Here is a 24,193-nt window from a genome sequence, read left to right on the forward strand (position 1 = left end):
GTTGTAGTAATACCAAATATGAGTTACCAAATATCATTATAAACATAAAAAAAGTGTAAAATCCAGCTCCTTTAAATTTATCAATAATAATTCATGTATCTGCTTTACATTGTATTATGAGATTAAAAATAGAAAAGCTTCAAGTATTTATTATTGCAAATAAGTTTAAGCAGTAATTAGCTAAAATTTACGTTACAGTTTTGGTTTGAAAACCTATTTCTATTGTTTAATTCTTTCGTTTTAAGATACGTTGTGCTTTTTGCTTTTTGCTTAACAAGTTCTACTCTGTAACGCCTACTTCTGCTAAATGTGTAAAAAACACATCTTCTCCTGAATGATCATCATAAACACTTGTAATTATAATTTTAAAATATTTGATAGTTAGTGGAGTTGGCCATTGTATTACTTGTTTTTTACTACCATCTCCCAATTTAAAATTACCAAGGCTTTGAAAAATTGAACCATCTGCACTTGTTTCAATAGTAATGTCTTTTGGTCTGCCGTTATATTTAGCTTTTCTATTCAAAAAAGTAAACCCTTTAATGACTTGCTCTTTATTTAAATTAACCTCCAAATAATGCGGATAGCTTGGCTGAGAATCATTCCAAGCTGAGTGCCAATAAGTGTCACTATTAAAATCGATGGCGTGTTTTGCATGCCCGTTGTTCGGGCCTTCTCCAGAAGCTTCTTCAGAAGAAGATTCCGTAATTGTCCAGTTATTGGTTTTGTGTTCTTTTATTTCAATATTATCAATAATAAGATCCGATTCCTTTTTATTATTCTTAACAAAACCAATCCATGTATTACCAGATTTAGAACCCATAAAAGTAACCGAGTAAGTTTGCGTTTCTAACTGAGCCGCAATAACATTTTCTGATATTATTTCAGTATTATCCCCTATCGCAAATGAATAATCATTGGATTCTGTTTGATATTTAAAAGTAACGGTATATTTTTTCCCTGCTTCGAAACCCACATTTTGAGGAATAGTTTGAACTACAAGTCCGTTTACATTTTCGTGCAATTTCAACGACCATTTTCCCTCGATTACATCGTCCACTTTTTTTCCACTCCAACCTTTTTGGGTGTAAGGCGCATGCAATTCTGCTAAATGAATTCTTGGGTCATTTGCTCCTCCAGCAGGGCCTTTAACAAATGGAAAAATTCCTGATGGCACATGTTCAAAATTTTCTACAAAATAGAGGCTGTCTGCTTTTTTTGTTTGGGCAATAGCTTTTACTCTAATATTATCAAACAACACTTTACCACTACCTTTATCTGCCTTTAAAACTAATTCAACATCTTCATGATGCGCTTCTACATCAAAGTGCACATACATTCTTTGCATGTTTGCACCATGTTTACTATCGGCTGCAATATAGTTTTCCCATAAAGAATTGAGTGCATATTTTGATGTTGATTTATTTTTTGTTTTCACCTCTAGAGTTGCTTTTCTATTTTGTGTATTTACATAAACAGAAGCATAATAATGTCCTTTAGGTAACCTTTTAAGTGTTTGACTTACACTAACTTTTTCTCCTTTATCTATTGACAATTCGTATTGTCCATTTTCATTTCTTTTAACTGCGGTATTTGCTCCATTTAGCTTCCATCTGTCTAAATCACCACTATTAAAGCCCATGTTTTTAACCAACGAACCTTCTCCCCAAACCATGGTTTCTTTTTGCTGTTTCTTTTTATAAATAACATAAGGGATTTTAGGTTTCGCTGAAAGTTCAACTTGATTGTTAACCACAGAAATTTCTTCCTCATTCATCTTTCCTAAATCTGTTAATTGATATACATAAACAGTAGATACGCTTTTCCAGGAAGTAGGTAATTGCCAAGAAGAACTTCCACCATTATCATTCCAATGGTATAATTTTTCTTCCGTTCTAGGATTCCACGGCAACAAATACATATTTCCTTTTAATAACACATTATTATTCTTTGTTATGATTCTTTCTCCTGAATCTATAGATACTTTAATTCCATCAGTAAAAATGATGCTTTTTTCTTCCCATTTTTTAATAGGAAAATGCTGTAAATATTTGGTAGGCAAATTAATATCAAATGTTACATTTATGCAATCATCATAATTAATTCTTCCTTGCCAACCTTCAAAATCCACCATTTCTGTACCGCCTAATAAAGGATGTTTTGCTATCCAAGTGTCTTTTTGGTGATTTCTAATAAAACGAACAATTTTACTATTGTATCCTTTAATCGTTTTTCCGCCGTATTTATAATCTACTGCCCAATGATTCCAAATTGCATCGTATTCATGATCTTGAGGAAACTCTGTTGTATAATACAATCCTAAAGAGTGAATTTCTCTTCCTAATTGTCTACTATCCCAACTTCCTTTTGCATACCACACATCTACATACAAAAAGTCTAAAGCTGGTACTTGATCTTTCAATGCCTTTATTCTTCGAAGTCTATTACCAGAAACACCATCATATCTTTTATCCATATAATAAGATTGATCTAACCAGTTCCAACCTTTTCTTTTCTTATCTATTAATGTTTCATTAAACGCTTGTGCTTCTGGATACGATTCTGTGCCGTTAATATGGACTCCTATAGATGTGTTATATTTTTTAGCTGCATTAGCCAAAACATTGAGCTCTTCTGCTCCACCTTGTCTATGTCCAATATCTGCATAGTCTGGATGTTTAGAATCATGCCCTTCCGATCCATATCCTTTCAAAATTACATATTGTCCAAGTCCGTCTGTATTTAGGAATATACGTTTGGTTTCCTCTAAAGATTTTGAAAACGGATTGGTTGCTTGACTCGCAAAATTCATTGGTATTCTTTGTACAACCATGTTTGGAATTTTCTCAGAGCCAACAAGCGTATTTAGAATGTCTCTATAAGCGATTGCTCCATCTTGCCAATCTACTTGATTATCTTTATTTACATCATTGGTAATCACAATTTTTAGTTCTGGTAAAGGACTCGGTTTTATCATTCCTTTTGCTCTATAAATCCAAGATCCGCTCCACACTTTAGTTGTTTTAAGGCCGCTTTGTTTTATTGTTTGCTTTTGTAAACGCATACTATCAGTCTTCTCTTGTACTGCATTAGACCAGATTGCTCCCGCGAGGTTTCTTGTGTTTACAATAGCATATAAATACCCTTTTGCAATACTATCGACTGGTGTTTTTTTAGTTATTTTTTGAAAAATATCTCCAGTTCCTTTAACTGCAGTAAACATTTTTGAACCTGAGAACTGCCCATTTTTATCAGTACTTTTTACACTTAATAAACTATGGTTTGGGAATTCGATAGTATGAACTTTAAAAACACCATTTTCTATTATTGTATCAAATTTTAACGACACGATATTTTTTAGAACAGAAATATGAAGTTTAATTTCTAAATCTAATTCGGTAATTGAAAGCGTATAAAGTATTTTATTATTTTCTGTTTTAGCCCTAACTATTGGCGAATAACTATCACCATTGATAAGCATGGAACTTAATTGATTTTTATTAGCAGACATAACTGCTCCTGAAGCCTTCCATTGATAGTTAATAATTCTAGGAAATGTTTTATCTACAGTAACACTTAATGCATTTGACTGCAATTGAGTTACTTTTTGCGCTAATGTTGTTAAAGAAATACAACAACATAAAATTGACGTATATAATGCTCTCATCTGCTTACTTATTTAGTTTATTATTTTTTATTAAATCAATTATACAAATTTAATAGTTTGCTAAACTAATTAAATAAATCACACAAAACATACTAGTACCTACCAGTTTAATGTTTAAATTTTTATTATATATTTGACCTATGGGAATTGTAACAATTAGAGATAAATCTGGCGTACCTAAATACAAACAAATTGTAGCATCAATTGAAAAGGCTATAGTTAGTGGTGCGTTAAAAAAAGGCGATAAATTACCATCTTTAAATAGTATAAAAAACCAACATTCTCTATCTAGAGATACTGTTCTTACTGCATTTAACGAATTAAAAACTCGCGGAATTGTTCAATCAATAGTTGGCAAAGGCTATTATGTAAATAGCGTAGATGTTGATGTAAACCAGAAAGTATTTTTACTGTTTGACGAGCTCAACTCATTTAAAGAAGATTTGTACAATTCGTTCTTAATTGGTATGGGCGAAAACGTACAGGTAGATATTTATTTTCATCATTTTAATTATGATGTCTTTAATAGGCTAATTAGTGATAATGCTGGAAATTATAGCTATTACGTTATTATGCCTGCAAACCTAAAAGAAACGGAAAATATAATAGCGCGACTTCCTAAAGATAAAGTTTACATCTTGGACCAGACAAATAATCAATTATCAAAATACCCTTCAATTCATCAAAATTTCAAGAAGGATATGTATTTAGGTCTTCAAGCTGGACTGGATAAAATAAAGAAGTATGAAAAGGTGATTCTTTTATACCCTGAATTAAGACAACCAAAAGGACTTTTAGATGGTTTTCAGTTGTTTTGCACTCATAATAATATAAAAAGTGAAATTATAGACACTTTAAACGGTAGAACACTATTTAACAAAGAGTTATACATTGTTTTAGATGATAAAAATTTAATTAGAATAATAAAAAAAATTAAAGAAAAACAGCTCATTATAGCTAAAGACATTGGCATAATATCTTACAATGATACACTTCTAAAAGAAATAGTTGAAGGTGGGATAACGACAATTTCAACCAATTTTAATCTCATGGGACAACGCTTAGCAGAAATGATTATTAATAATGAATTCGCACAAGTAGAAAACCCGAATAGTTTAATTCTAAGAAAATCCTTATAAAAATTTGTATACAGTTACCCAAATAAAAATTAACAAACGAAGTTTTATAGCCCTTTCAAACGCAACTAAAACTTCAAAAGCTAAAATTTGCCTTAGTCAAGGTGGGCGATTAAGCAACCTTGTATTTGAAAATATTCAAATTCTTGCAAATTTAGAGACCTCAACCTATAAAAACAATTATGCGTCTGCTATTCTATTTCCTTTTGCCAATAGAATTAAAGATGGTGAATACACTTTTAAGAATTCAAAATATAAGCTAGACTGTAACGAAAAAGACAAAAATAATGCAATACACGGCTTAGTTTACGATAAGACATTTACTTGTACTAATAAAGCAACAACATCTGATTATGGCTCTGTAACCTTGCAATATAAGAACAAAAGTAAACTTGAAGGGTTTCCGTTTAAATTTAATATAGAACTGACTTACACATTAAGTAAATGTGGCATTACTTTATCTATTAAGGTTGTAAACAAAAGTAAAAAACCCTTCCCTTTTACATTAGGGTGGCATCCGTATTTTAATAGTTTGAATTTGAACAATAGTTCAATAAATTTTAAGGGTAGTAAAAAGTATTTATGTGATAGTCAGCAAATTATTTCAGGTAAAACCGATTTAGATTTTGAAACACCTTTTAAACTAAATAATGTAAAATTAGACGATGGCTATCCTCTTGAAACCAATGAAATAGATTTTTCAACACCAGAATATTGTTTTAATTTAAGGTCTTCATCAAAAGAAAATTTCTTGCAACTGTACACACCAAATCAACCCAATATTATAGCAATTGAGCCCATGACAGGTGCTGCAGATAATTTTAATAATAAAATAGGTTTACAAACGCTAGAGCCTAATCAAACTTACACTATGAAATGGAATATGGCAATTCTAACACTTGACACTAAACTAACTAACTAACTAATCAAATACATTATGCAATTCTTAACATTCATTGGATTTACAGTTTTGGTAGCCGTAATATCTTATTTAAAAACAAGAAATACAGAAGAATCATCTTCAGATGGTTACTTTCTTGGTGGTCGAAGCCTAACAGCTGGTGTAATTGCTGGATCTCTATTACTTACTAACTTATCTACCGAACAAATTGTTGGACTAAACGGTTCATCGTACCAAAGTGGATTATCTGTTATGGTATGGGAAACATTAGCCGCAATTGCTATGGTTGTAACAGCGCTATTTCTATTACCTCGATATTTAAAGGGCGGCTTAACAACTGTTCCTGGGTTTTTAGCGGAACGTTTTGATATTACTACAAAAACACTAACCTCAGTATTATTTCTTTCTGGCTATGTTGTGGTTTTACTTCCTGTAATATTGTATTCTGGATCTCTAGCCATTAGTGGCATGTTCGATGTTCCAGAACTATTAGGCGTTACACATACACAGTCTATATGGATTTGTGTTTGGGGTATTGGCATTATAGGCTCTATTTACGCTGTTTTCGGTGGTTTAAAAGCAGTAGCAGTTTCAGACTCTATTAACGCTATTGGTTTATTAGTTGGTGGTATTTTAATTCCAATATTTGGACTAATGATGATTGGTGATGGCAACCTATTTGATGGACTACATATCCTTACAACAGAAAATCCAGATAAGTTTCAATCTATGGGTGGACCAACAGATCCTGTGCCATTTTATACCATTTTCACAGGGATGATGCTAGTACAGTTGTTTTATTGGGGAACCAACCAACAAATTATTCAAAGAGCTCTTGGTGCTAAAGATTTAAAAGAAGGACAAAAAGGATTATTATTAGCATCCTTTATAAAAATACTAGGACCAATAATTGTTGTATTACCAGGTATAATTGCTTATCATATCTTTCAAGGAAACTTAGAAAGCGCCGATAGTGCTTATCCAATGTTAGTAAAAAAGGTTTTACCAAGCGCTTGGGTAGGTTTCTTTGCTGCTGTGCTATTTGGAGCTATTTTAAGCTCTTTTAATAGCGTGTTAAATAGTTCTGTAACTTTGTTTGGTATTGATGTTTACAAACAACATATCAATAAAGATGCAGATGAAAAAACAGTTGTAAAATACGGAAAAACCTTTGGTATCATTTTAGCCATTGCCGCTATGTTTATTGCCCCACTTATTGCAAATGCAGGAAGTTTATTTGACTATTTACAAGAGATCAACGGTATTTATAGTATTCCAATTTTTTCTATTATCATTGTCGGCTATTTAACCAAACGCGTACCTGCAATTGCTGCAAAAATCGGATTAGTATCTGGATGTTTATTGTACATAATCAGTCAGTTTTTTCTTCAACCCTACTTTATAAATAAAGCATTAGAATCAGCTAGAGCATCAGGTATAACAGATAAAGCAGCTTTAGTTTTGGCAGAAGCAGAGGCCTACCCACACTTTTTAGATGTTATGGCAATTCTATTTGCACTAAACGTAGCCATTATGTTAATCATTGGAAAAATTAAACCTAGAAAAGAACCTTTTGTACAAGAATATACAAAACAAGTAGATATTACACCCTGGAAATATACCAAACAAGTTGGCATTACTATTTGCGTAATTGTAATCGGTGTTTATATTTATTTTGCATAATTATTATGAATAAAAAATTAATAAAAGAAGTTAAAAGTAGTTTTAAAAAGCACTTTAAAACTAAGCCGCTTATCGTTTTTTCTCCAGGGAGAATAAACCTTATAGGTGAGCATACAGACTATAATGATGGTTTTGCTTTTCCTGCAGCCATAAATAAAGGTATTGCACTTGCGATAAGTAAAAGTGATTCTAGCAATAGTAAAGTGTATGCGTTAAACAAAGAAGCGTTATACGAGTTCGAAACTAAAAACATAAAACCCATTGAAAATGGAGGCTGGAGAAATTACGTTATTGGTGTTGTTGCAGAATTGCAAGTGCTAGGTAAACGCGTTGGTAATTTTAATAGTGTATTTGCAGGTAATATTCCTGGAGGCGCAGGCATGTCTTCTTCTGCAGCTCTAGAAAATAGTTTTGTTTTTGGATTGAATACATTATTTAATTTAGGCTTATCAAAACATGAAATGATTGTTATATCTCAAAAAGCAGAACATAATTACGTTGGTGTTAAATGTGGCATCATGGACCAATATGCAAGTATGTTTGGTGTTAAAAAGAGTGCCCTTTTGTTAGACTGCAGAGCCATCGCATCTGAAACTTTTAAAATAGATTTCACTTCATATAAATTGATACTTATTAACACTAATGTGAAGCATGATTTATCTGAAAGCGCTTATAATGATAGACGTGACGTTTGTGAAAAAGTATCAAAATTATTAAATATCGATGCATTAAGAGATGCTTCTAAAGCAGATTTAGATTGCATAAAAAGCGATATTTCTAATGAAGATTACCAGAAAGCGCTATTTGTTATAAATGAAAACAATCGTGTTAAATTATTTTCAGAAGCGATAAAAAAAAAGGATTTAAAACTGTTAGGAAATCTATTGTATCAATCACACGAAGGATTAAGTACTAATTATAAAGTAAGTTGTGATGAATTAGATTTTTTAGTAGACAGAGCAAAAGAAAATCCGCATATTCTAGGCGCACGAATGATGGGTGGAGGTTTTGGTGGTTGTACCATTAACTTAATACTTAAAAAAGAATTTAAAAACTTCAAAAAGGAGGTCTCTAAAAATTTTAGAGCAACATTCGAAAAGGAGTGTTCAATTTATAGCGTAAAATTATCACAAGGAACACAAATTGTTAGTTAACAAACAATAGTATTATAAAATGAATTCAAATCTTCAAGACTACTCACACAAGAGGCTAAATATATTAACTGGAGAATGGGTTTTAGTATCTCCTCATAGAGCAAAACGACCATGGCAAGGGCAGCATGAAGAAATTTATAATGAGCAACGTCCAACGCACGACCCTAGCTGTTACTTATGTGCTGGAAACACTAGAATTAATGGCGAAAAAAATCCTGAATACAATGCTGTTTTTGTATTTACTAACGATTTTGCTGCACTGCAGACTACTTCTCCTAAATTTAATATATCTGAAGGTTTATTAAAAGCAGAAAGCGAACAAGGTATCTGTAAAGTCATTTGTTTTAGTCCAGACCACTCTAAAAGTTTAGCAGATATGGCTGTTGAAGATATTGATAAAGTTGTAAAAACCTGGCAAAAAGAATATACAGAGTTGGGCGCTAACTATAATATAAACTATGTGCAAATTTTCGAAAATAAAGGCGCTGTTATGGGCTGTAGTAATCCACATCCACACGGACAAATATGGAGTCAATCTACACTTCCAAATGAGGTAGATAAAAAAGACAAACATCAAAATGCATATTATATCAAAAATAAGAGCAGTCTCCTTGGAGATTACTTAAAGCAAGAAATAGAAGCTCAAGAACGTATTATATACCAAAACGAACATTTTGTAATATTAACACCTTTTTGGGCTATCTGGCCTTTTGAAACGATGATTGTTTCAAAAACACAAAAACGAAATATTACGGAACTTAATAATGAAGAAAATCTTGCTTTTGCTGATGCTATCTCAAAAATTACAGTAGCCTACGATAAATTATTTGAGACTTCATTTCCATATTCTAGCGGCATTCATCAAGCTCCAACAAATGGAGAAACCAATGATCACTGGCATTTGCACATGAGTTTCTACCCGCCACTTTTAAGAAGTGCAACGGTTAAGAAGTTTATGGTAGGTTATGAAATGTTTGGTTCGCCTCAAAGAGATATTACTGCAGAACAAGCTGCAGATAAATTAAAAGCACTGCTTGAATAAAGCCGTAATTTCTTTTATTTCACCTTCGCTATAACCTCATCCAACGACACCTTAGACTGCTCACCAGATTTCATATTCTTTAATGTGTAAAGGTTATTATTCATTTCCTCATCACCTACTAATACAACAAATGGAATATTACGCTTATTAGCATAATTCATTTGCTTTTTCATGTGCTTCCCGTTGGTAATTTTATCTGGATACAATTCTGCATTAATTCCAGATTCGCGTAACGTTTTTATTGCTTGCAAACTAAACAATGCTTCTTTATCACCAAAGTTAATAAACATAACCTCTGTGCTTTTCGCAATCGTTTCTGGGAATAAACCTAATTCTTCAAGCACCAAATAGATGCGGTCTAAACCAAAACTTATACCAACACCACTTACATTCTTCAATCCAAAAACACCTGTTAAATCGGCATATCTTCCACCTCCTCCAATCGAGCCCATTTTGACACCTTCTGGAGCGGAAACTTCAAAAATGGCTCCAGTATAGTAGTTTAGTCCACGTGCTAAAGTAACATCTAACTGTAATGTAGCTGTTTGTAAACCCAATGTGCTAATTGCGTTATTTATAAAATCTAATTCTTCAATCCCTTTATTTCCATCATCGGAAGTACTAAGAATTCCTTTTAAACTTTCTATTTGAGCTTCAAAAGTTCCTGATAAAGAAAATAAAGGTTGTAATTTATCAATTCCGTTTTGTGGAATCCCTCTGCCCAACATTTCTTCTTTAACCTTCTCCTCTCCTATTTTATCTAATTTATCTAAAGCCACAGTAAAATCGATAAGCTTATCACTTGCTCCAATGACTTCTGCAATACCAGATAATATCTTACGGTTGTTAATTTTTATGGTTGTGCCTTTTAAACCTAAAGCAGAAAACACATTATCATACAGTTGTATAAACTCTACTTCTTGCCAAAGCGAATCGCTACCAACAACATCTGCATCGCACTGGTAAAATTCTCTAAAACGGCCTTTTTGTGGTCTGTCTGCTCTCCAAACCGGTTGCATTTGGTAACGCTTGAAAGGGAAGTCTATTTCGTTTTGGTGTTGCACAACGTAGCGTGCGAATGGGACTGTGAGATCGTAGCGTAAGGCTTTTTCTGAGATTTTAGAAGTAGTTTTATTAGAAACGTTTTTAAGATACCTCTCTACAGCTTCTTTAACAAAAAGAGATTTAATTCCTTCCTGTAAACTACCATTCTCTCCTAAGTTTGACTCAAAATATACTTTAGTCAATTTATAAAGAACATAGTCCTTTCTGAATCCAAGCAAAAGAAAGTCTTCATTATGAAACCAATCAAAAGTCATGAGCTCTTTAGACATGTAATCTTCATTATCACAAGACTTTGCTATTTCAGGATTACGCTTAAAAAATTCAACTAATGCGTCATATCCATTGTTAATTCTAACTTTTACAAGAAATATATTACGATAAAAACTATCATCAAGTCCCTTCAAATAATCACCACTATTCAAAATCTTAAAAATCAAGCGATCACCTTCTTCACCATACTTTCCCATTAGCGTATCGCTATTTTCGAAGCTTGGTGTTTCTATAGGTTGAAAACCAAAGGTTTGAAACTGAGATTTTATAGTACTAAAAATATAGTTACGTTTTGCAACTTGTTCTGGATTAAAATCTCTTGTTCCTTTTGGTATGCTTGGTTTTTGTGCCATATCTATTCCCTTTGAAAAAGGTTTTTTTTTATGTCTTGTCTATACAATTTGTTTATGCTTCACAAATTACTCGAAGTGACGTTACTTTTAAATGGATTCCCCATCGCACTTCAATAAGCGCAGCGCAGAAATACTAAAAGACAAAAATAGTAGTTTTAATTTTAAATTGTTTCCGTCATTATGTTCTTTTTTTATTAGAAAAAAGTATAATCTAAAAGCGTCTGCTAGATTACGAAGCGTAAAGAGAACCGATAATGACTTCTCGATACAATTCCTTATACTTCGGAATCACTCGAAGTGACAAATAATGTAGTTTAGTTTAGTTTAGTTTATAAGCTTAGACAAATACGCATACAATTCTCCTTTTGTAATATTTGAGCCTTGTTCAATCAATGTGAATTTATCCAAATTTTTATCTTTAGTATACTCTTTTTTAGCTTGTACAAACTCTACATTATCATGCATTAAATTATTACGCAACCAATTAAAACCTTCTGCTGTAGTTAAATCTGCTTCGTCTTTTACTTTTACACCAATTAAATGCATGTGGTCTTCGTTTAAAGCAAATAAATGAATATCCTTTGGCGAGATATGTTCTAAATACTTCGCTTGTTTTAAAACACCTTCCCAAATTAAATCGCTAAAGATATCTAATTCCATTTCTGCCAATTCTGGTTTATTCGCTTTTAAATTGGTCCACTCATCTCCTGTAATAGATTGCGTCGCCAAAAAGTTTATAAACTCTTGTTGTAATTCTTCAAATTGTTCTTTTGTAAGTCTTGAATATTTCATTTTGTATCTTTTATTTTACTAGAAGGTAAAATGGTTTCCGTAAACGGGTTCATCTAATAATTTCTTGTCATTTCCATACTTGGACTGTGCTCAGTGTAAACTACGGAAATCTTATTATTCTTATTTTTTTACACCTAAAGCCTTTGCTGTGGCAAAAGGTCTATCTGTTGCAAAAACATCTATTCCTTTTTCTTGCCATACTTTATAGGGTACATCGCCTTTAGTTTCTGCTTGCTTATCTAGGTTACCTAAAGTACCTAATATCGTTTTTATACCATGAGATTGCACTTGCTTATAAAAATCGTTTTGCGATAAACGTGTCCCAGTAAAGGCTAACATGTTTTCTGTTGGTATGTTCGATTGTAATAACCAGTTTAATTCCTTTTCATTTCTAGCAGAAACAGATAGCAATAGCTCTGGAGCGTATTTATAAGCTTTCTGAGCTTGTTCCATATTATACGTTATAATGATGCAAACATCTTCTGCCCTTTCTGCTCTAATAGCATCTATAACAGTTTCTACTGCAACGCTGCGTTTAATATCTACAGTTAATACTACAGCATTCGCTTTAGCCCATTTTAAAACGTCTGTAAATAATGGGATTTTAAAAGTGGTTTCATTTCCAAAATCGTCTTCTAAATTAAAAGCATGTAGTGCTTGATAAGTAAAGTCTGTTAATTTCCCAGTTCCTGTAGTTGTACGTTCTAAACTATTATCATGTAAAAGTACTAACTGATTGTCTTTTGTTTTAGCAACATCTATTTCGTAGATAGCAGGAATACTATCATTTACATATTGTAATGTTTCTAGACAGTTTTCTGGATGATTTTTAATACTTTTTCCTCCACGATGCACACTTATTATTGGAGTTGCGCTTGGTTTGTGTTTAAAAGACTCTAATAATACCGACTTTTTAATAGTTTGTATTCCAGCTTCAGTTGAAGTAGAATGATTAGAAACTCCTTTCTTGCAAGACACAACAAAGGTCAATAATAGTATAAAATATAAATGCTTTTTCATTGGTAATTCCGCGAAAGCGTAAAAATTAAAATTAAAAAAACCGTTTAGAGAAGCTCCAAACGGTTTAGTATTATGTGATTTAAAATCTTAAGCTTGCGCTACAACCTCAAACTGAATGTCTGCAGATACTGCTCTATGTAAACGTATAGCAGCATTATACTTACCTAAACGTTTAACATTTCCACCTACTACTGAGATGAATTTTTTATCTATCGTGTGACCTTCTTTTGCTAATGCTTCTGCAACGTTAATGTTGTTTACAGAACCAAATAACTTGTCTCCTTGACCAGTTTTTGAAGCAATTTTAATCTCTAAACCTTTGATAGCGTCAGCAATTGCTGTTGCATCTCCAATTTCTTTCTTTTCTTTATATGCACGTTGCTTTAAGTTTTCAGCTAATACTTTCTTTGCAGAAGATGTAGCTAACACAGCGTGACCTGTAGGAATTAAAAAGTTTCTACCATAACCGTTCTTAACCGTTACAACATCGTCTTTAAATCCTAAATTTTCAACGTCTTGTTTTAATATAAGTTCCATTGTTATGATTATTTTATTTTAATAAATCTGTTACATAAGGTAATAACGCTAAGTGACGCGCTCTTTTTACTGCTACAGATACTTTTCTTTGGTACTTTAAAGAAGTTCCTGTTAAACGTCTTGGTAAAATTTTACCTTGCTCGTTAATAAAACCAATTAACCAGTCTGGATTTTTGTAATCTACATACTTGATTCCAGATTTCTTGAAACGACAATACTTTTTCTGCTTGTTCGTGTCAATGTTTAAAGGTGTTAAATATCTAATTTCACCTTCTTTTTTCCTTTTGCTTGTTGCTCTATAGATGCCATAATTACGCTTTTACTTTTAATTTAACTCTTCTTCTCTCTGCCCACGAAATCGCGTGCTTGTCTAAAGCTACAGTTAAGTAACGCATAAAACGCTCATCACGTCTAAACTCTACTTCTAAAGGATTAATGTGTTCACCATCTACGGTGTACTCGAATAAGTGGTAAAAACCACTTTTTTTGTTTTGAATTGGGTAAGCTAACTTTTTAAGTCCCCAATCTTCTTTGGATACCATCTTTGCTCCTCTAGACGTAAGAAATTCTTCGTACTTCTTTACTGTCTCCTTTATCTGTGTATCAGATAAAACGGGATTTAAGATGAAAACAGTTTCGTAATGATTCATAAAAATCTATTTATTTGTGTTAAAATGAGTGCAAAAATAACTCTTTTTATAGTAACACACAATTCTTTTTCAATTAAAATGAAACACTAATAATTAGTTCCCTTTATAATTAAAAAAACATGTTAATATTTACATTTTAACGATGTTTTTAGGTTTTAATCCGCATTTTTTGTATGTTTGTCGATAATAACCCATAATATAATAACGCTATGACTCTAAATTGTGTAGTGGTTGATGATTCTGCAATTCAAAGGCTTTCAATAGTTAAATTGATAGAGAACAACAATTCACTGAACCTCATTGCAGAATACAGCAGTGCTTTAGAAACAAAAAATGGTTTGAATACACAAAAGGTAGATCTTATCTTTTTAGATATTGAAATGCCTGTACTTAATGGTTTCGAACTTTTAGATGTATTAAATAACAAGCCTCAAATTATTTTTGTTACCGGAAAAACTGAATATGCATTTAAAGCTTTTAACTACGATGCAACAGATTACCTACAAAAACCTATTACACGTGAACGCTTTAACCAAGCAGTTAGTAAGGCTTTAGAACAAAACAAACTTAAACTAGACTTTAACGAAACCGAAGGAGAACACATTTTTGTAAAAAGTAACCTTAAAAAACGTAAAGTGTATATTAATGATATTAAGTGGATTGAAGCTCTTGGCGATTATGTAAAATTAGTAACAGAAGACACTTCTCTTGTAATATTATCTACAATGAAAGCTTTTGAAGGCGAATTACCAGAAGGTAAGTTTTTAAGAATTCACAAATCTTATATTGTGAATCTTGATAAAATAGATCGATTTAACAGTAAAAATGTTGAAGTTGGTTCTTACGAAATTCCTTTAAGTAGAAATAAAAAGACTACACTTGCTGATGCTTTAAGTAATCATTAAACTAAAATAGTTTTAATATAATATAAAAATCCTACTTGAAAGCGTGGGATTTTTTGTGCGCGCGATATTTAATAATTATCCACATTCAAAATAACCCGAACACCTTTAAAAGGACCAATGGCCTCGAAACTAGTGTTGATTTTTTTGATCGCTTCTTTTGTTTTACCTAAAGATTGTTGTTGTGGAATTTTAATAAGTATATTTTTTAAATATTGATTTCTCACGCGTGATACTCCAGGAAATTCAGGACCTAAAACATTGGCTTTAAAAACTTGTCTCAACGATTTCGCAAACCAATCGCTTGCTGTTTCTACCTTATTATAATCTCTATGTTTAAGTGTTATTTTTATAAGCCTGTAAAATGGAGGATATTTAAAATCGCGACGTTCTTGCAACTGTTCTTTAAACATCCCAAGATAATCGTTAATGGAGACTTGCTGTAAAATTTTGTGATAAGGATTATATGTTTGTATCAAAACTTTTCCTTGCTTTTTTGTTCTTCCTGCACGACCAGAAACCTGAAGCATCAATTGAAAACTACGCTCGTGTGCTCTAAAATCTGGAAAATTAAGTAAATTATCAGCATTCATAACACCTACGAGCTTCACATTTCTAAAATCTAATCCTTTGGTTAGCATTTGTGTACCAACCAAAATATCTATTTCCTGTTGCTCTAAAGCAGTAATTATTTTCTCGTACCCATATTTCCCACGTGTGGTATCTAAATCCATTCGTGCCACTTTAGCCTTTGGAAATAGTGTTTTTGCTTCACTTTCTATTTGCTCTGTACCAAAACCTTTTGTATCTAAATTAGAAGTCCCACAGGCCATGCATTTTAGCAACATGGCATTGGTATGTCCGCAATAATGACAACGCAGCTGTTTTCTAAATTGATGATACGTTAAACTCACATCGCAATTAGGACATTCTGGCGAATGCCCACAGATATTACATTCTACAATTGGCGAATAACCGCGTCTGTTTTGAAACAAAATTACTTGGTAGCCTTCGTCTAAAGCTTCGGTAATTTCTTCGATCATTCTATCGCTAAAATGACCTTTCATGCGTTTCTTTTTATATTTCTCTGCAATATCCACCAACTCTATATCAGGCAGTTGAACATTATTATAACGTCGATTAATTTCTACTAACCCATATTTATTTTCCACGGCATTATTATAGCTTTCTAAACTTGGCGTTGCGCTACCTAATACTGTTTTCGCTTGATGCAAATGCGCTAATACAATGGCTGCATCTCTTGCGTGATAACGTGGAGCAGGATCAAATTGCTTGAAAGATTGTTCGTGTTCTTCGTCTACTATAATCAACCCTAAATCGTGAAATGGTAAAAATATAGACGAACGTGCCCCTAAAATTATTTTCGCTTTCGCGGAATTGCCCAACACATGATTATAAACCTCAACGCGCTCATGCGCTGAGTATTTACTATGAAACACTGCAACTTGATCTCCAAAATAGTTTTGAAGTCGTGTTACCAATTGCGTTGTTAAAGCTATTTCTGGCAACAAATACAAGACTTGTCGCCCTTCTGCTAAAACAGATTCTATAAGCTTTACATAAACCTCAGTTTTTCCAGAAGATGTTATGCCATGTAAAAGCGTAACATTTTGTGTCTCGAAACTGGTTTTTATTTGCTTAAGCGCTTCTATTTGGTATGCGTTTAAAGCTTTCGTAGCTTCATTATCTTCTCCTTCATATTGCACACGGTCGGTTTGAATATGATAGTCCTCAAAAAAACCTTTATTTATTAAAGTCTTTACAATTGCCGGCGAACTCCCACTCTCCTCTACCAAGTCTTTTACTTTTACCGGCTTCTTCGTTTTTGCAGCAATAGAAAACAAGGTCATGACTACTTGTTTTTGTTTTTCGGCTCTACTTAAATCGTTTAATAATTGATGCAAACCAACTTCGCTAGTATATTCTGCTTTCAATTTCACATACCTAACATATTTAGGTTTGTATTTATCGTAGATTTCTTCTTGCAGTAAAATAACTTCCTTTTCTATTAATCTTTTAATTACTGGAAGTACATTCTTTTTATCGAGAATGCTAGAAACCTCTTGAATTTTCAAGCTCGATTGATGGTGTAAAGCTTCAAAAACTAGATATTCATCATCCTTTAAATCGGTATCTTTTATTTCCTTTTTTAAGTTTCTACTTATCAGCGTTTCACTCTCCAAAATAAACGCATTTGGTAATGCTGCTCGCATCACTTCACCAACAGTACACATATAATATTTTGCAATCCATTGCCAAAATTCTAATTGCTTTGAAGTTACAATGGGCTTTTCATCTAAAATTTGATGGATTTCTTTAGCATCATATATTAGTGGCGGATTGGTATGTATTGCACCAACTAAACCAGTATGGATTTTGGTTTTACCAAAAGGCACAGACACGCGCATACCAACTTTTAAAAATTGAGATTCGGCTTTTGTAATGCTATAAGTAAACATGTTTTCTAGCGGAATGGCTAATATGACGTCTATGTAGTGGTTCAAATTTTTTAGTGTTCAGTGTTTAGTGTTCAGTGTTTAGTGTTTAGTGTTCAGTGTTCAAAGTTGTCATATTTCACATTAACTGCTAACTGATGACTGAATACTGATTACTCCTTTACGCGTTCCCAATATTGTGTTTGGTAGAAAAAACCAATATAACCTCGCACTTGAAGGAGATCGTTATCATCCTCATCTAAAGCTAATCTTAGTTTGTATGTTTTTCCATTTTCGGGATCTATTACAGTTCCTTTTCTGTAATATTCACCGTCCTCTTCCATGTTTTTTATTATTTCCAAACCTAAAATAGGCTTGTTATAATCTTCTCCTTCACAATGAATACAAGATAAATCTCTTTTTGAAATATCAAATATCTCTATAATTTTACCAAAAATTTCACCCTCTCTTTTAAAGATTTCAACAATAGATTTTTTCTCTTTTGTTTCGTCATCTACTGTAGTCCATTGCCCAAAAACATCTTGAGCATTTCCTGATAAGGAAAACAGAAACACTAAAACGAATAGCTGTTTATTCATTTAATTGTTGCTTTTTTAGTTTTAACAGTGACATATTTAATTCGAACCCTAGTAACAAAATATTAGCATTCAACCATAAATAAAACAGCAATATTAATAAGGCTCCAATAGAACCGTACAACTTATTATAATTTGAAAAATTCTCAATATAAACACCAAACAAATAAGAAGTTACTATAATTAAAAATGTAGTAAACAATGCGCCAACGGAGAAAAAACTAGCTTTTCTACCTTCTCGTGTTCCCAAGTAATAGAGCGTTGCTGTTGCTAAAAATGTAATAATAACGAAGAAACCATATTGGGCAACATTAGCCCAAAAATCTGCTTTCCGTCTGGATTCGTAACCATATTCCTTAAAAAAATCTAAAGTATTATCTACCACATAAATTTGAAAATATCCCAAAACTGCAACCGTTAAAATTAAGAGGAAAGATAAAATTAATGCTACTCCCATGGCGTAAAAATACTGCCTGAAGACATTACGTGTCAATTGTTGGTGATAAGAGTGTTCAAAACCAGAGAATAAGGCATTTACACCATTGGTCATTAAAAAAATGGCTACGACTAAAACTGTAGATAATAAACCCGTATTATTATTTTTTCCTTGTAGAGTTTTAAAAATATTATCTGAAAAAAAATCGGTTGTAGTTGGTGGTAATACCGATTCTAGAAAGATTAAAAACTCAGATTCAAACTCGGGTATTGGAATACTTGGTATAATAATTATAATAAAAAGTAAAAATGGAAATAAGGCCGTGAAAAAGCTATAGGCAATAGCACTTGCTCGTGTTGTTAATGCACCTTTAGCAATACCAATAACATATAACTCCAACAAATCGTAAAGCGATAAGCCTTTTAATCCTGGTAACTTTATCTTACTCAATAATTTTATTACAATATTAAGCACAGGAATTTTAAGCAATTTATCTCTTAATTGCTGTTCTTTAAGTTGCTCTTCAACACCTTTTTCTTCTATTAACTCCTTATCTACTGCTTCTGGCATTAATTTGCTATTTAATCTAAAGCTTTTAAACTTAAATCTAAATTATAAACCGAATGTGTTAAGGCACCAGACGAAATATAATCTACGCCACAAAGGGCATAATCTCTAATGGTTTTTTCGTTTATTCCTCCAGAACTTTCCGTTAAACATTGGTTTCCAATACGTTTCACTGCTTTTCTGGTGTCTTCATAATTAAAGTTATCTATTAAAATTCTATAAACGCCTTCGGTTTTAAGAATTTCTTCAATTTCATTTAAATCTCTAGCTTCGACTATAATTTTTAAATCGCGTTTTGTTTCTTTTAAATAGTGTTGTGTTTTTTCTATGGCTTTAGTAATTCCGCCTGCGAAATCAATATGATTGTCCTTAAGCATAATCATATCGTACAAAGCAAACCTATGGTTCTCTCCTCCTCCAATTTTAACCGCCCATTTTTCTAATGCACGAATGCCTGGAGTGGTTTTTCGAGTGTCTAGAATTTTGGTTCCTGTACCATCTAACAAATCTACAAATAGCTTCGTTTTAGTCGCAATTGCACTCATACGTTGCATAGCATTTAATACTAAACGTTCTGCTTTTAAAATAGATTGCGAAGCACCTTCTACATAAAAAACAAGGTCTCCATAGTTTACATTACTGCCATCTTCTATTAAAGTTTCCACTTTCATTTTAGGATCTACATAAGCAAATACTTGTTTTGCAAATTCAACGCCTGCAATTATACCATTGTCTTTAACCAATAGCTTTGCTTTACCTTGAGCAGTTGCAGGAATACAGGATAACGAACTATGGTCTCCGTCGCCAACATCTTCACGAATAGCGTTGGCTATTATTAATTCTATTTCTTTATTAAACTGTTCTTGAGAAATCATTGTTAAAAATTGTTTAGGCTAAAATAAGAAATTGATTTACGATTATTAAAATTTAATTGTAGTTTAGCTTTCAAACGCTAATATTACCAATGAAATTTAGTTTACTCCTCTTATTTATTCCTTTTTTTTGTTTCAGTCAAGAAATTGAAAAAACTAAAATCTATTTTGATGAAAACTTGAAAGAAATAAGCGCAAACGAATTTAAGAAAAGAAGTCCTGGATTTATTTATCAAGACAGTCTTGAAGAAAATGATAGTCTGCTTATTTATAAACTTCACCCATATTATAAGTTTGGTAAACTAAATGAAATAGAATTAAACCAAGTTAATATGCTCTTTAAAAGAGATTTTGATTTTGATAATACTGAAGAAAAAAACATAATTATTACTTACAAAGACTCTTTACTAGGCTTTGAAGAAATCAACAAATCAGTTGAAGCATTAAGAATGATGGATCGAGGGCAAAAGTTTACTAAGGAAACTTTTACTAAAAAAGTAAACCAGTATGATAGAAACCAAAAAAGATGCTTAAAAAGAGTTAAGTCAAAGAAGACCAAAGTATTTTACACTTATAGAACCAAATTAAATTACAGTATTCAACCTAAAAATTTTAAGTATGAAAAAATATCAACAACATTAAAATCAATATTATTTAAGAACAGTAAATATGGTGTCGTTATAATAAAACCAAACGGTAATTATTTTTTTTACAAATGGATGACAGAAGATTATGTAATAAAATTTTTAAAAAAAGATTGGACTCAATATATTTTGGATTATGAAATTGCTAAAGCTCAGTCATCAATTAACAAAAACGGCTTTTTTAAAAAAATGATAGACGATAGAAGAAATAATACAAAAACATTTTACATAGAAAATGATGTAAGAAATTTTGGTTCTAATAATGTTAGAAAAAAAAGAACAGATGGCGTTATAACTGTAAGAAGTAAAAGGGAGGCTCAGGCTCACAAAGACAAAAAACTAAATTGCTATTCTTTTATCAGTTATTAATTCAATACTATGACCATTAAACTCATTGCCATTGGCAAAACAGACAATACCCAACTTCAAGGGTTGATAGACGAATACCAAAAACGTTTAGGTTTTTATATTAAGTTTAATTTAGAAATTATACCTGATATTAAAAATTCTAAAAACCTAAGCGAGGCACAACAGAAACAAAAAGAAGGCGACCTTATATTAAATAAACTAAGCGCAACTGATGTTCTCATTTTGTTAGACGAAAATGGCAAACAACACGATAGTGTTGGCTTTTCTAACTACCTACAAAAACACATGAATTCCGGCATCAAACAACTTGTATTTGTAATTGGTGGACCTTACGGCTTTAGTGAAGACGTTTACAGTAAAGCTAGAGGAAAAATATCACTCTCGAAAATGACCTTTTCTCACCAAATGGTGCGTTTATTTATAATTGAGCAACTGTATCGCGGTTTTACAATTTTAAGGAACGAACCTTATCATCACAGGTAAGTTAGTTATTGTTAAGTATTTTCTCTAATTGTTTCTGTGCTATAATTCTATCGGCTATTTGTTTTGAACAGGACTTCACAGGAAGAATAATTTGCTTTTTATATTTAGTAACAGATAAAAGTCTAAAGTCTCCTTCACCGATTGCTCCTTTTTTAGTCAAGAAATAATTCCTTCTAAAGATTCCTTTAGGTAAATCTTTAGATACTTTCCATTTGTCATATGTATTAGTTGAATAAAAGAAAGGCAAAATATGCTCTGTATTTGGCTGAATAATAAAGTGATGTCCAAGATGTTTACTTCTCCAGCTTCTCTTTTTCTTTTTATTGTATGCATTATATGTGTAATACTTTAATGTATCGTTTTTAATAATGGTGTCTTTTTCAATCTTAAAACTATGCCATTTAAAAGTTTTTTTATGATAAGCCATTTTAGTTTGAAAACCACATCCTAGTCTAATAGACTCAGCAGCAAAAAACAGCTTATTATCCATTTTAGTACTAATTCTAGCAGCGTTATGATGCAAAAACCTTAAATAGCCGTGATCTCTATAATCTGTATATGTTAGAACGAAAGAATTATCTTTTGAATTAACAAAAACGTAAGATTTAATAGAACCTGTAGAATCTATATTATTATTATTCTCATACTCCAAAACATAGTCAAAATTATATGTTTTTTCTTGAGAATAACTAAAACATGATATTATTATAATTATAAGAAAGTTGGTGGGTCTCATAAAAGCATTCTCTTAATTATTTTATGATTTAAAATTCGTTACTTTTTAACTAACGTCATAACCTCCTTATTTCCAGAACGACTCATTGTAAACGCTAAAGTATCTGTAGTAAGTTTATTAATTTCTACAGCAATCTCCATTTTACCCATTGGTGTGCAGTATAATAAGCCGTTTGTTATTTTATAGTGGCCTTCTGCATTATCAGACTGGATTTTAGAAGTATAAGTTTCATCTGCATTAAAATTGAAAGTCACATTATTATTGCAGTTGTCTTTTCCTGTTGCCACATTTATCCAACTTGAACATTCCCAATCTCCAATAATATTTTTTGAATGCTCGGCATCGTTACAAGACATAAATAAGACGATACATAATAGGCTAATATATTTTTTCATGGTGGTTGGTTTTGGTTTAATTACAATCTAGATTTACTTTAAGCACTTTTTTGAATTTTGAATAATTCACTAATTTAACTTCCCAATCCTTAAGTTTGTATTTATTACTTTTCATTTTATGTATTTTGTAAACAACTACACCTTCTATTTTAATATTACTATTATTCCATTGTTCCAAATGAAAATAATTATTAAAATTAGGTTTCTTAAAATCCTTATTTTTCTCAATCACTAAAAACTCTTCAACGTCTATTTTTCCTCTTTTTAATTTCCTTTCACTAATAACAGCATACTTAACAGCTGCTTTATCGTTTACTACAGTGTCCTTTAATTTATGATAATTTAGTTTAAATTTATACTGATTTTTCCTCAATGTAGTATGTAAATTATCACGAATATGGGTTTTATAACCACATTTAAAATCTAAAGTATCTGGTTTTACAAAATCGCTTTTTAGAATTTTTCCATTTGCATAAATATTCTCAAAATCATTAAAGAAAACAGATAAAGAATCCTCAGTAAGATCACTTATCGCTATGCTATAACTGTTATCTTTAGAGTTAATTACTTTATAATGTTTGCGAGTTCCTTCTCCACCTTCTCCTCCAGTACTAGAATACTCTAAAAAATAATCGAATTCATAAATTCTCTCTTTTTTTTCTTCTTGAGAAAAACACAGAATTGAAAAAAGAAGAACCAAAAGGCTTACTATGTGTCTCATTAAAACTATTTTTGTTACATAAGCTAAATTACATTAATTATACCAAACCATGCACCTAGTTTTCGCCACAAATAACCTAAATAAATTAAAAGAAGTTCAGTCTTTAATACCGTCTTCAATACAACTTATAAGCTTAAAAGATATTGGCTGTATTGAAGATGTGCCAGAAACTCAAAACACTATTAAAGGTAACGCCATCCAAAAAGCAGAATACATAAAAAACCATTATGGTTACGATTGCTTTGCAGACGACACAGGTTTAGAAGTAGAAACTTTAAATAATGAACCCGGTGTATTTAGTGCACGTTACGCGGGACCACAACGCGATGCTAACGATAACATGAATTTATTACTTAATAATTTAAAAGATAAACCAAATCGGAATGCGCAATTTAAAACGGTTGTGGCTTTGCATTTAAATGGCAAATTAGAAACGTTTACAGGCATTTGTAAAGGTGAAATTACCCAAGATAAAAAAGGTGAAAAAGGTTTTGGCTACGATCCTATTTTTATGCCAAATGGTTATTCTCAAACGTTTGCCGAGATAGAATTAAAATTGAAGAATGACATTGGGCATCGTGGAAAAGCGATTTCGTTATTGGTTGATTTATTGAATATTACGACTTGATTTTGTTCAAAAAAAATATTTATTAGTATTTAAACCAACTCCTAATATGAACACTTAAGGTGAGCTTGTTTCAGTCTTTAAACGATTTAATATCAGTTAATAATTGTGACACATATCA

The 24,193-nt window shown here is 31.7% G+C and carries 22 protein-coding genes and 1 pseudogene; 9 read left to right on the top strand and 14 right to left on the bottom strand.

Going from position 1 to position 24,193, the window contains the following annotated elements; translation table 11 throughout:
* Window positions 1–280: 280 nt before the first annotated feature.
* Window positions 281–3,667: an endo-alpha-N-acetylgalactosaminidase family protein gene (locus RH82_RS07155; RefSeq protein WP_052158249.1), complete on the bottom strand. Its 3,387-nt coding sequence runs from the start codon at window positions 3,665–3,667 to the stop codon at window positions 281–283.
* Window positions 3,668–3,807: 140 nt separating this feature from the next.
* On the opposite strand from RH82_RS07155, the gene RH82_RS07160 reads away from it, so the two are divergent.
* The 5 genes from RH82_RS07160 to RH82_RS07180 are packed head-to-tail and all read left to right on the top strand — an operon-like array spanning window position 3,808 to window position 9,583.
* Entirely contained in the window at window positions 3,808–4,806 is a 999-nt protein-coding gene (locus tag RH82_RS07160; RefSeq protein ID WP_034059337.1) for a GntR family transcriptional regulator, read from the top strand.
* Window positions 4,807–4,810: 4 nt separating this feature from the next.
* Entirely contained in the window at window positions 4,811–5,725 is a 915-nt protein-coding gene (locus tag RH82_RS07165) for an aldose 1-epimerase (protein ID WP_052158250.1), read from the top strand.
* 15 nt (window positions 5,726–5,740) lie between these two features.
* On the top strand, window positions 5,741–7,387 hold the full coding sequence (locus RH82_RS07170) for a solute:sodium symporter family transporter (RefSeq protein WP_081979208.1): 1,647 nt from the start codon (window positions 5,741–5,743) through the stop codon (window positions 7,385–7,387).
* Window positions 7,388–7,392: 5 nt separating this feature from the next.
* Complete coding sequence (galK, locus tag RH82_RS07175) at window positions 7,393–8,541, top strand: galactokinase (RefSeq protein ID WP_034059342.1); 1,149 nt, start codon at window positions 7,393–7,395, stop codon at window positions 8,539–8,541.
* Between the two features lie 19 nt (window positions 8,542–8,560).
* Complete coding sequence (locus RH82_RS07180; protein ID WP_034059346.1) at window positions 8,561–9,583, top strand: UDP-glucose--hexose-1-phosphate uridylyltransferase; 1,023 nt, start codon at window positions 8,561–8,563, stop codon at window positions 9,581–9,583.
* 14 nt (window positions 9,584–9,597) lie between these two features.
* Here RH82_RS07180 and hisS read toward each other — a convergent pair whose 3' ends face one another.
* The 6 genes and pseudogenes from hisS to rpsF form a co-directional block, all read right to left on the bottom strand.
* Window positions 9,598–11,271, bottom strand: a complete 1,674-nt coding sequence (gene hisS / locus RH82_RS07185; protein ID WP_034059348.1) for a histidine--tRNA ligase — start codon at window positions 11,269–11,271, stop codon at window positions 9,598–9,600.
* 324 nt (window positions 11,272–11,595) lie between these two features.
* On the bottom strand, window positions 11,596–12,063 hold the full coding sequence (locus RH82_RS07190; RefSeq protein ID WP_034059351.1) for a DUF6495 family protein: 468 nt from the start codon (window positions 12,061–12,063) through the stop codon (window positions 11,596–11,598).
* Between the two features lie 120 nt (window positions 12,064–12,183).
* On the bottom strand, window positions 12,184–13,083 hold the full coding sequence (locus RH82_RS07195) for a glycerophosphodiester phosphodiesterase family protein (RefSeq protein WP_034059353.1): 900 nt from the start codon (window positions 13,081–13,083) through the stop codon (window positions 12,184–12,186).
* 87 nt (window positions 13,084–13,170) lie between these two features.
* A complete protein-coding gene (gene rplI, locus RH82_RS07200; RefSeq protein WP_034059354.1) occupies window positions 13,171–13,620 on the bottom strand; it encodes a 50S ribosomal protein L9 in 450 nt (149 codons plus the stop codon).
* Between the two features lie 13 nt (window positions 13,621–13,633).
* Window positions 13,634–13,929: pseudogene (gene rpsR / locus RH82_RS18145) on the bottom strand (30S ribosomal protein S18).
* A 2-nt stretch (window positions 13,930–13,931) separates the two neighbouring features.
* Window positions 13,932–14,270, bottom strand: a complete 339-nt coding sequence (rpsF, locus tag RH82_RS07205; RefSeq protein WP_034059356.1) for a 30S ribosomal protein S6 — start codon at window positions 14,268–14,270, stop codon at window positions 13,932–13,934.
* A 209-nt stretch (window positions 14,271–14,479) separates the two neighbouring features.
* Between rpsF and RH82_RS07210 the strand changes: the two genes are divergently transcribed.
* Entirely contained in the window at window positions 14,480–15,175 is a 696-nt protein-coding gene (locus RH82_RS07210; protein WP_034059358.1) for a LytR/AlgR family response regulator transcription factor, read from the top strand.
* Between the two features lie 68 nt (window positions 15,176–15,243).
* On the opposite strand, the gene priA is transcribed toward RH82_RS07210, so the two are convergent.
* The 4 genes from priA to nadC form a co-directional block, all read right to left on the bottom strand.
* Complete coding sequence (gene priA, locus RH82_RS07215; RefSeq protein WP_034059360.1) at window positions 15,244–17,697, bottom strand: replication restart helicase PriA; 2,454 nt, start codon at window positions 17,695–17,697, stop codon at window positions 15,244–15,246.
* A gap of 104 nt (window positions 17,698–17,801) precedes the next feature.
* Entirely contained in the window at window positions 17,802–18,227 is a 426-nt protein-coding gene (locus RH82_RS07220; RefSeq protein ID WP_034059362.1) for a DUF2147 domain-containing protein, read from the bottom strand.
* Window positions 18,220–19,230, bottom strand: a complete 1,011-nt coding sequence (locus RH82_RS07225) for a YihY/virulence factor BrkB family protein (protein ID WP_081979209.1) — start codon at window positions 19,228–19,230, stop codon at window positions 18,220–18,222. Before RH82_RS07225 ends, RH82_RS07220 begins: the two co-directional genes overlap by 8 nt.
* 11 nt (window positions 19,231–19,241) lie before the next feature.
* Entirely contained in the window at window positions 19,242–20,102 is an 861-nt protein-coding gene (gene nadC / locus RH82_RS07230; protein WP_034059364.1) for a carboxylating nicotinate-nucleotide diphosphorylase, read from the bottom strand.
* An 89-nt stretch (window positions 20,103–20,191) separates the two neighbouring features.
* Here nadC and RH82_RS07235 point away from each other — a divergent pair, with 89 nt between their 5' ends.
* Together RH82_RS07235 and rlmH are read left to right on the top strand one after the other, a co-directional pair.
* Window positions 20,192–21,112 carry a hypothetical protein gene (locus tag RH82_RS07235; protein ID WP_034059365.1) on the top strand — a complete coding sequence of 307 codons (921 nt, stop codon included), beginning with the start codon at window positions 20,192–20,194 and terminating at the stop codon, window positions 21,110–21,112.
* Between the two features lie 9 nt (window positions 21,113–21,121).
* Window positions 21,122–21,595, top strand: a complete 474-nt coding sequence (gene rlmH, locus RH82_RS07240; protein ID WP_034059368.1) for a 23S rRNA (pseudouridine(1915)-N(3))-methyltransferase RlmH — start codon at window positions 21,122–21,124, stop codon at window positions 21,593–21,595.
* 1 nt (window position 21,596) lies between these two features.
* Here rlmH and RH82_RS07245 read toward each other — a convergent pair whose 3' ends face one another.
* From RH82_RS07245 to RH82_RS07255, 3 genes are read right to left on the bottom strand one after another with little or no spacing between them, the layout of a single operon-like run.
* Complete coding sequence (locus RH82_RS07245) at window positions 21,597–22,331, bottom strand: hypothetical protein (protein ID WP_034059370.1); 735 nt, start codon at window positions 22,329–22,331, stop codon at window positions 21,597–21,599.
* A gap of 38 nt (window positions 22,332–22,369) precedes the next feature.
* A complete protein-coding gene (locus tag RH82_RS07250) occupies window positions 22,370–22,726 on the bottom strand; it encodes a lipocalin-like domain-containing protein (protein ID WP_081979210.1) in 357 nt (118 codons plus the stop codon).
* A gap of 16 nt (window positions 22,727–22,742) precedes the next feature.
* Window positions 22,743–23,447: a hypothetical protein gene (locus RH82_RS07255; RefSeq protein ID WP_034059374.1), complete on the bottom strand. Its 705-nt coding sequence runs from the start codon at window positions 23,445–23,447 to the stop codon at window positions 22,743–22,745.
* A 49-nt stretch (window positions 23,448–23,496) separates the two neighbouring features.
* Between RH82_RS07255 and RH82_RS07260 the strand changes: the two genes are divergently transcribed.
* Complete coding sequence (locus RH82_RS07260) at window positions 23,497–24,075, top strand: non-canonical purine NTP diphosphatase (protein WP_034059377.1); 579 nt, start codon at window positions 23,497–23,499, stop codon at window positions 24,073–24,075.
* Window positions 24,076–24,193: the final 118 nt, after the last annotated feature.

It is taken from the genome of Lacinutrix jangbogonensis, assembly GCF_000797445.1.
In the GTDB taxonomy this organism is placed as follows: Bacteria; Bacteroidota; Bacteroidia; order Flavobacteriales; family Flavobacteriaceae; genus Lacinutrix; species Lacinutrix jangbogonensis.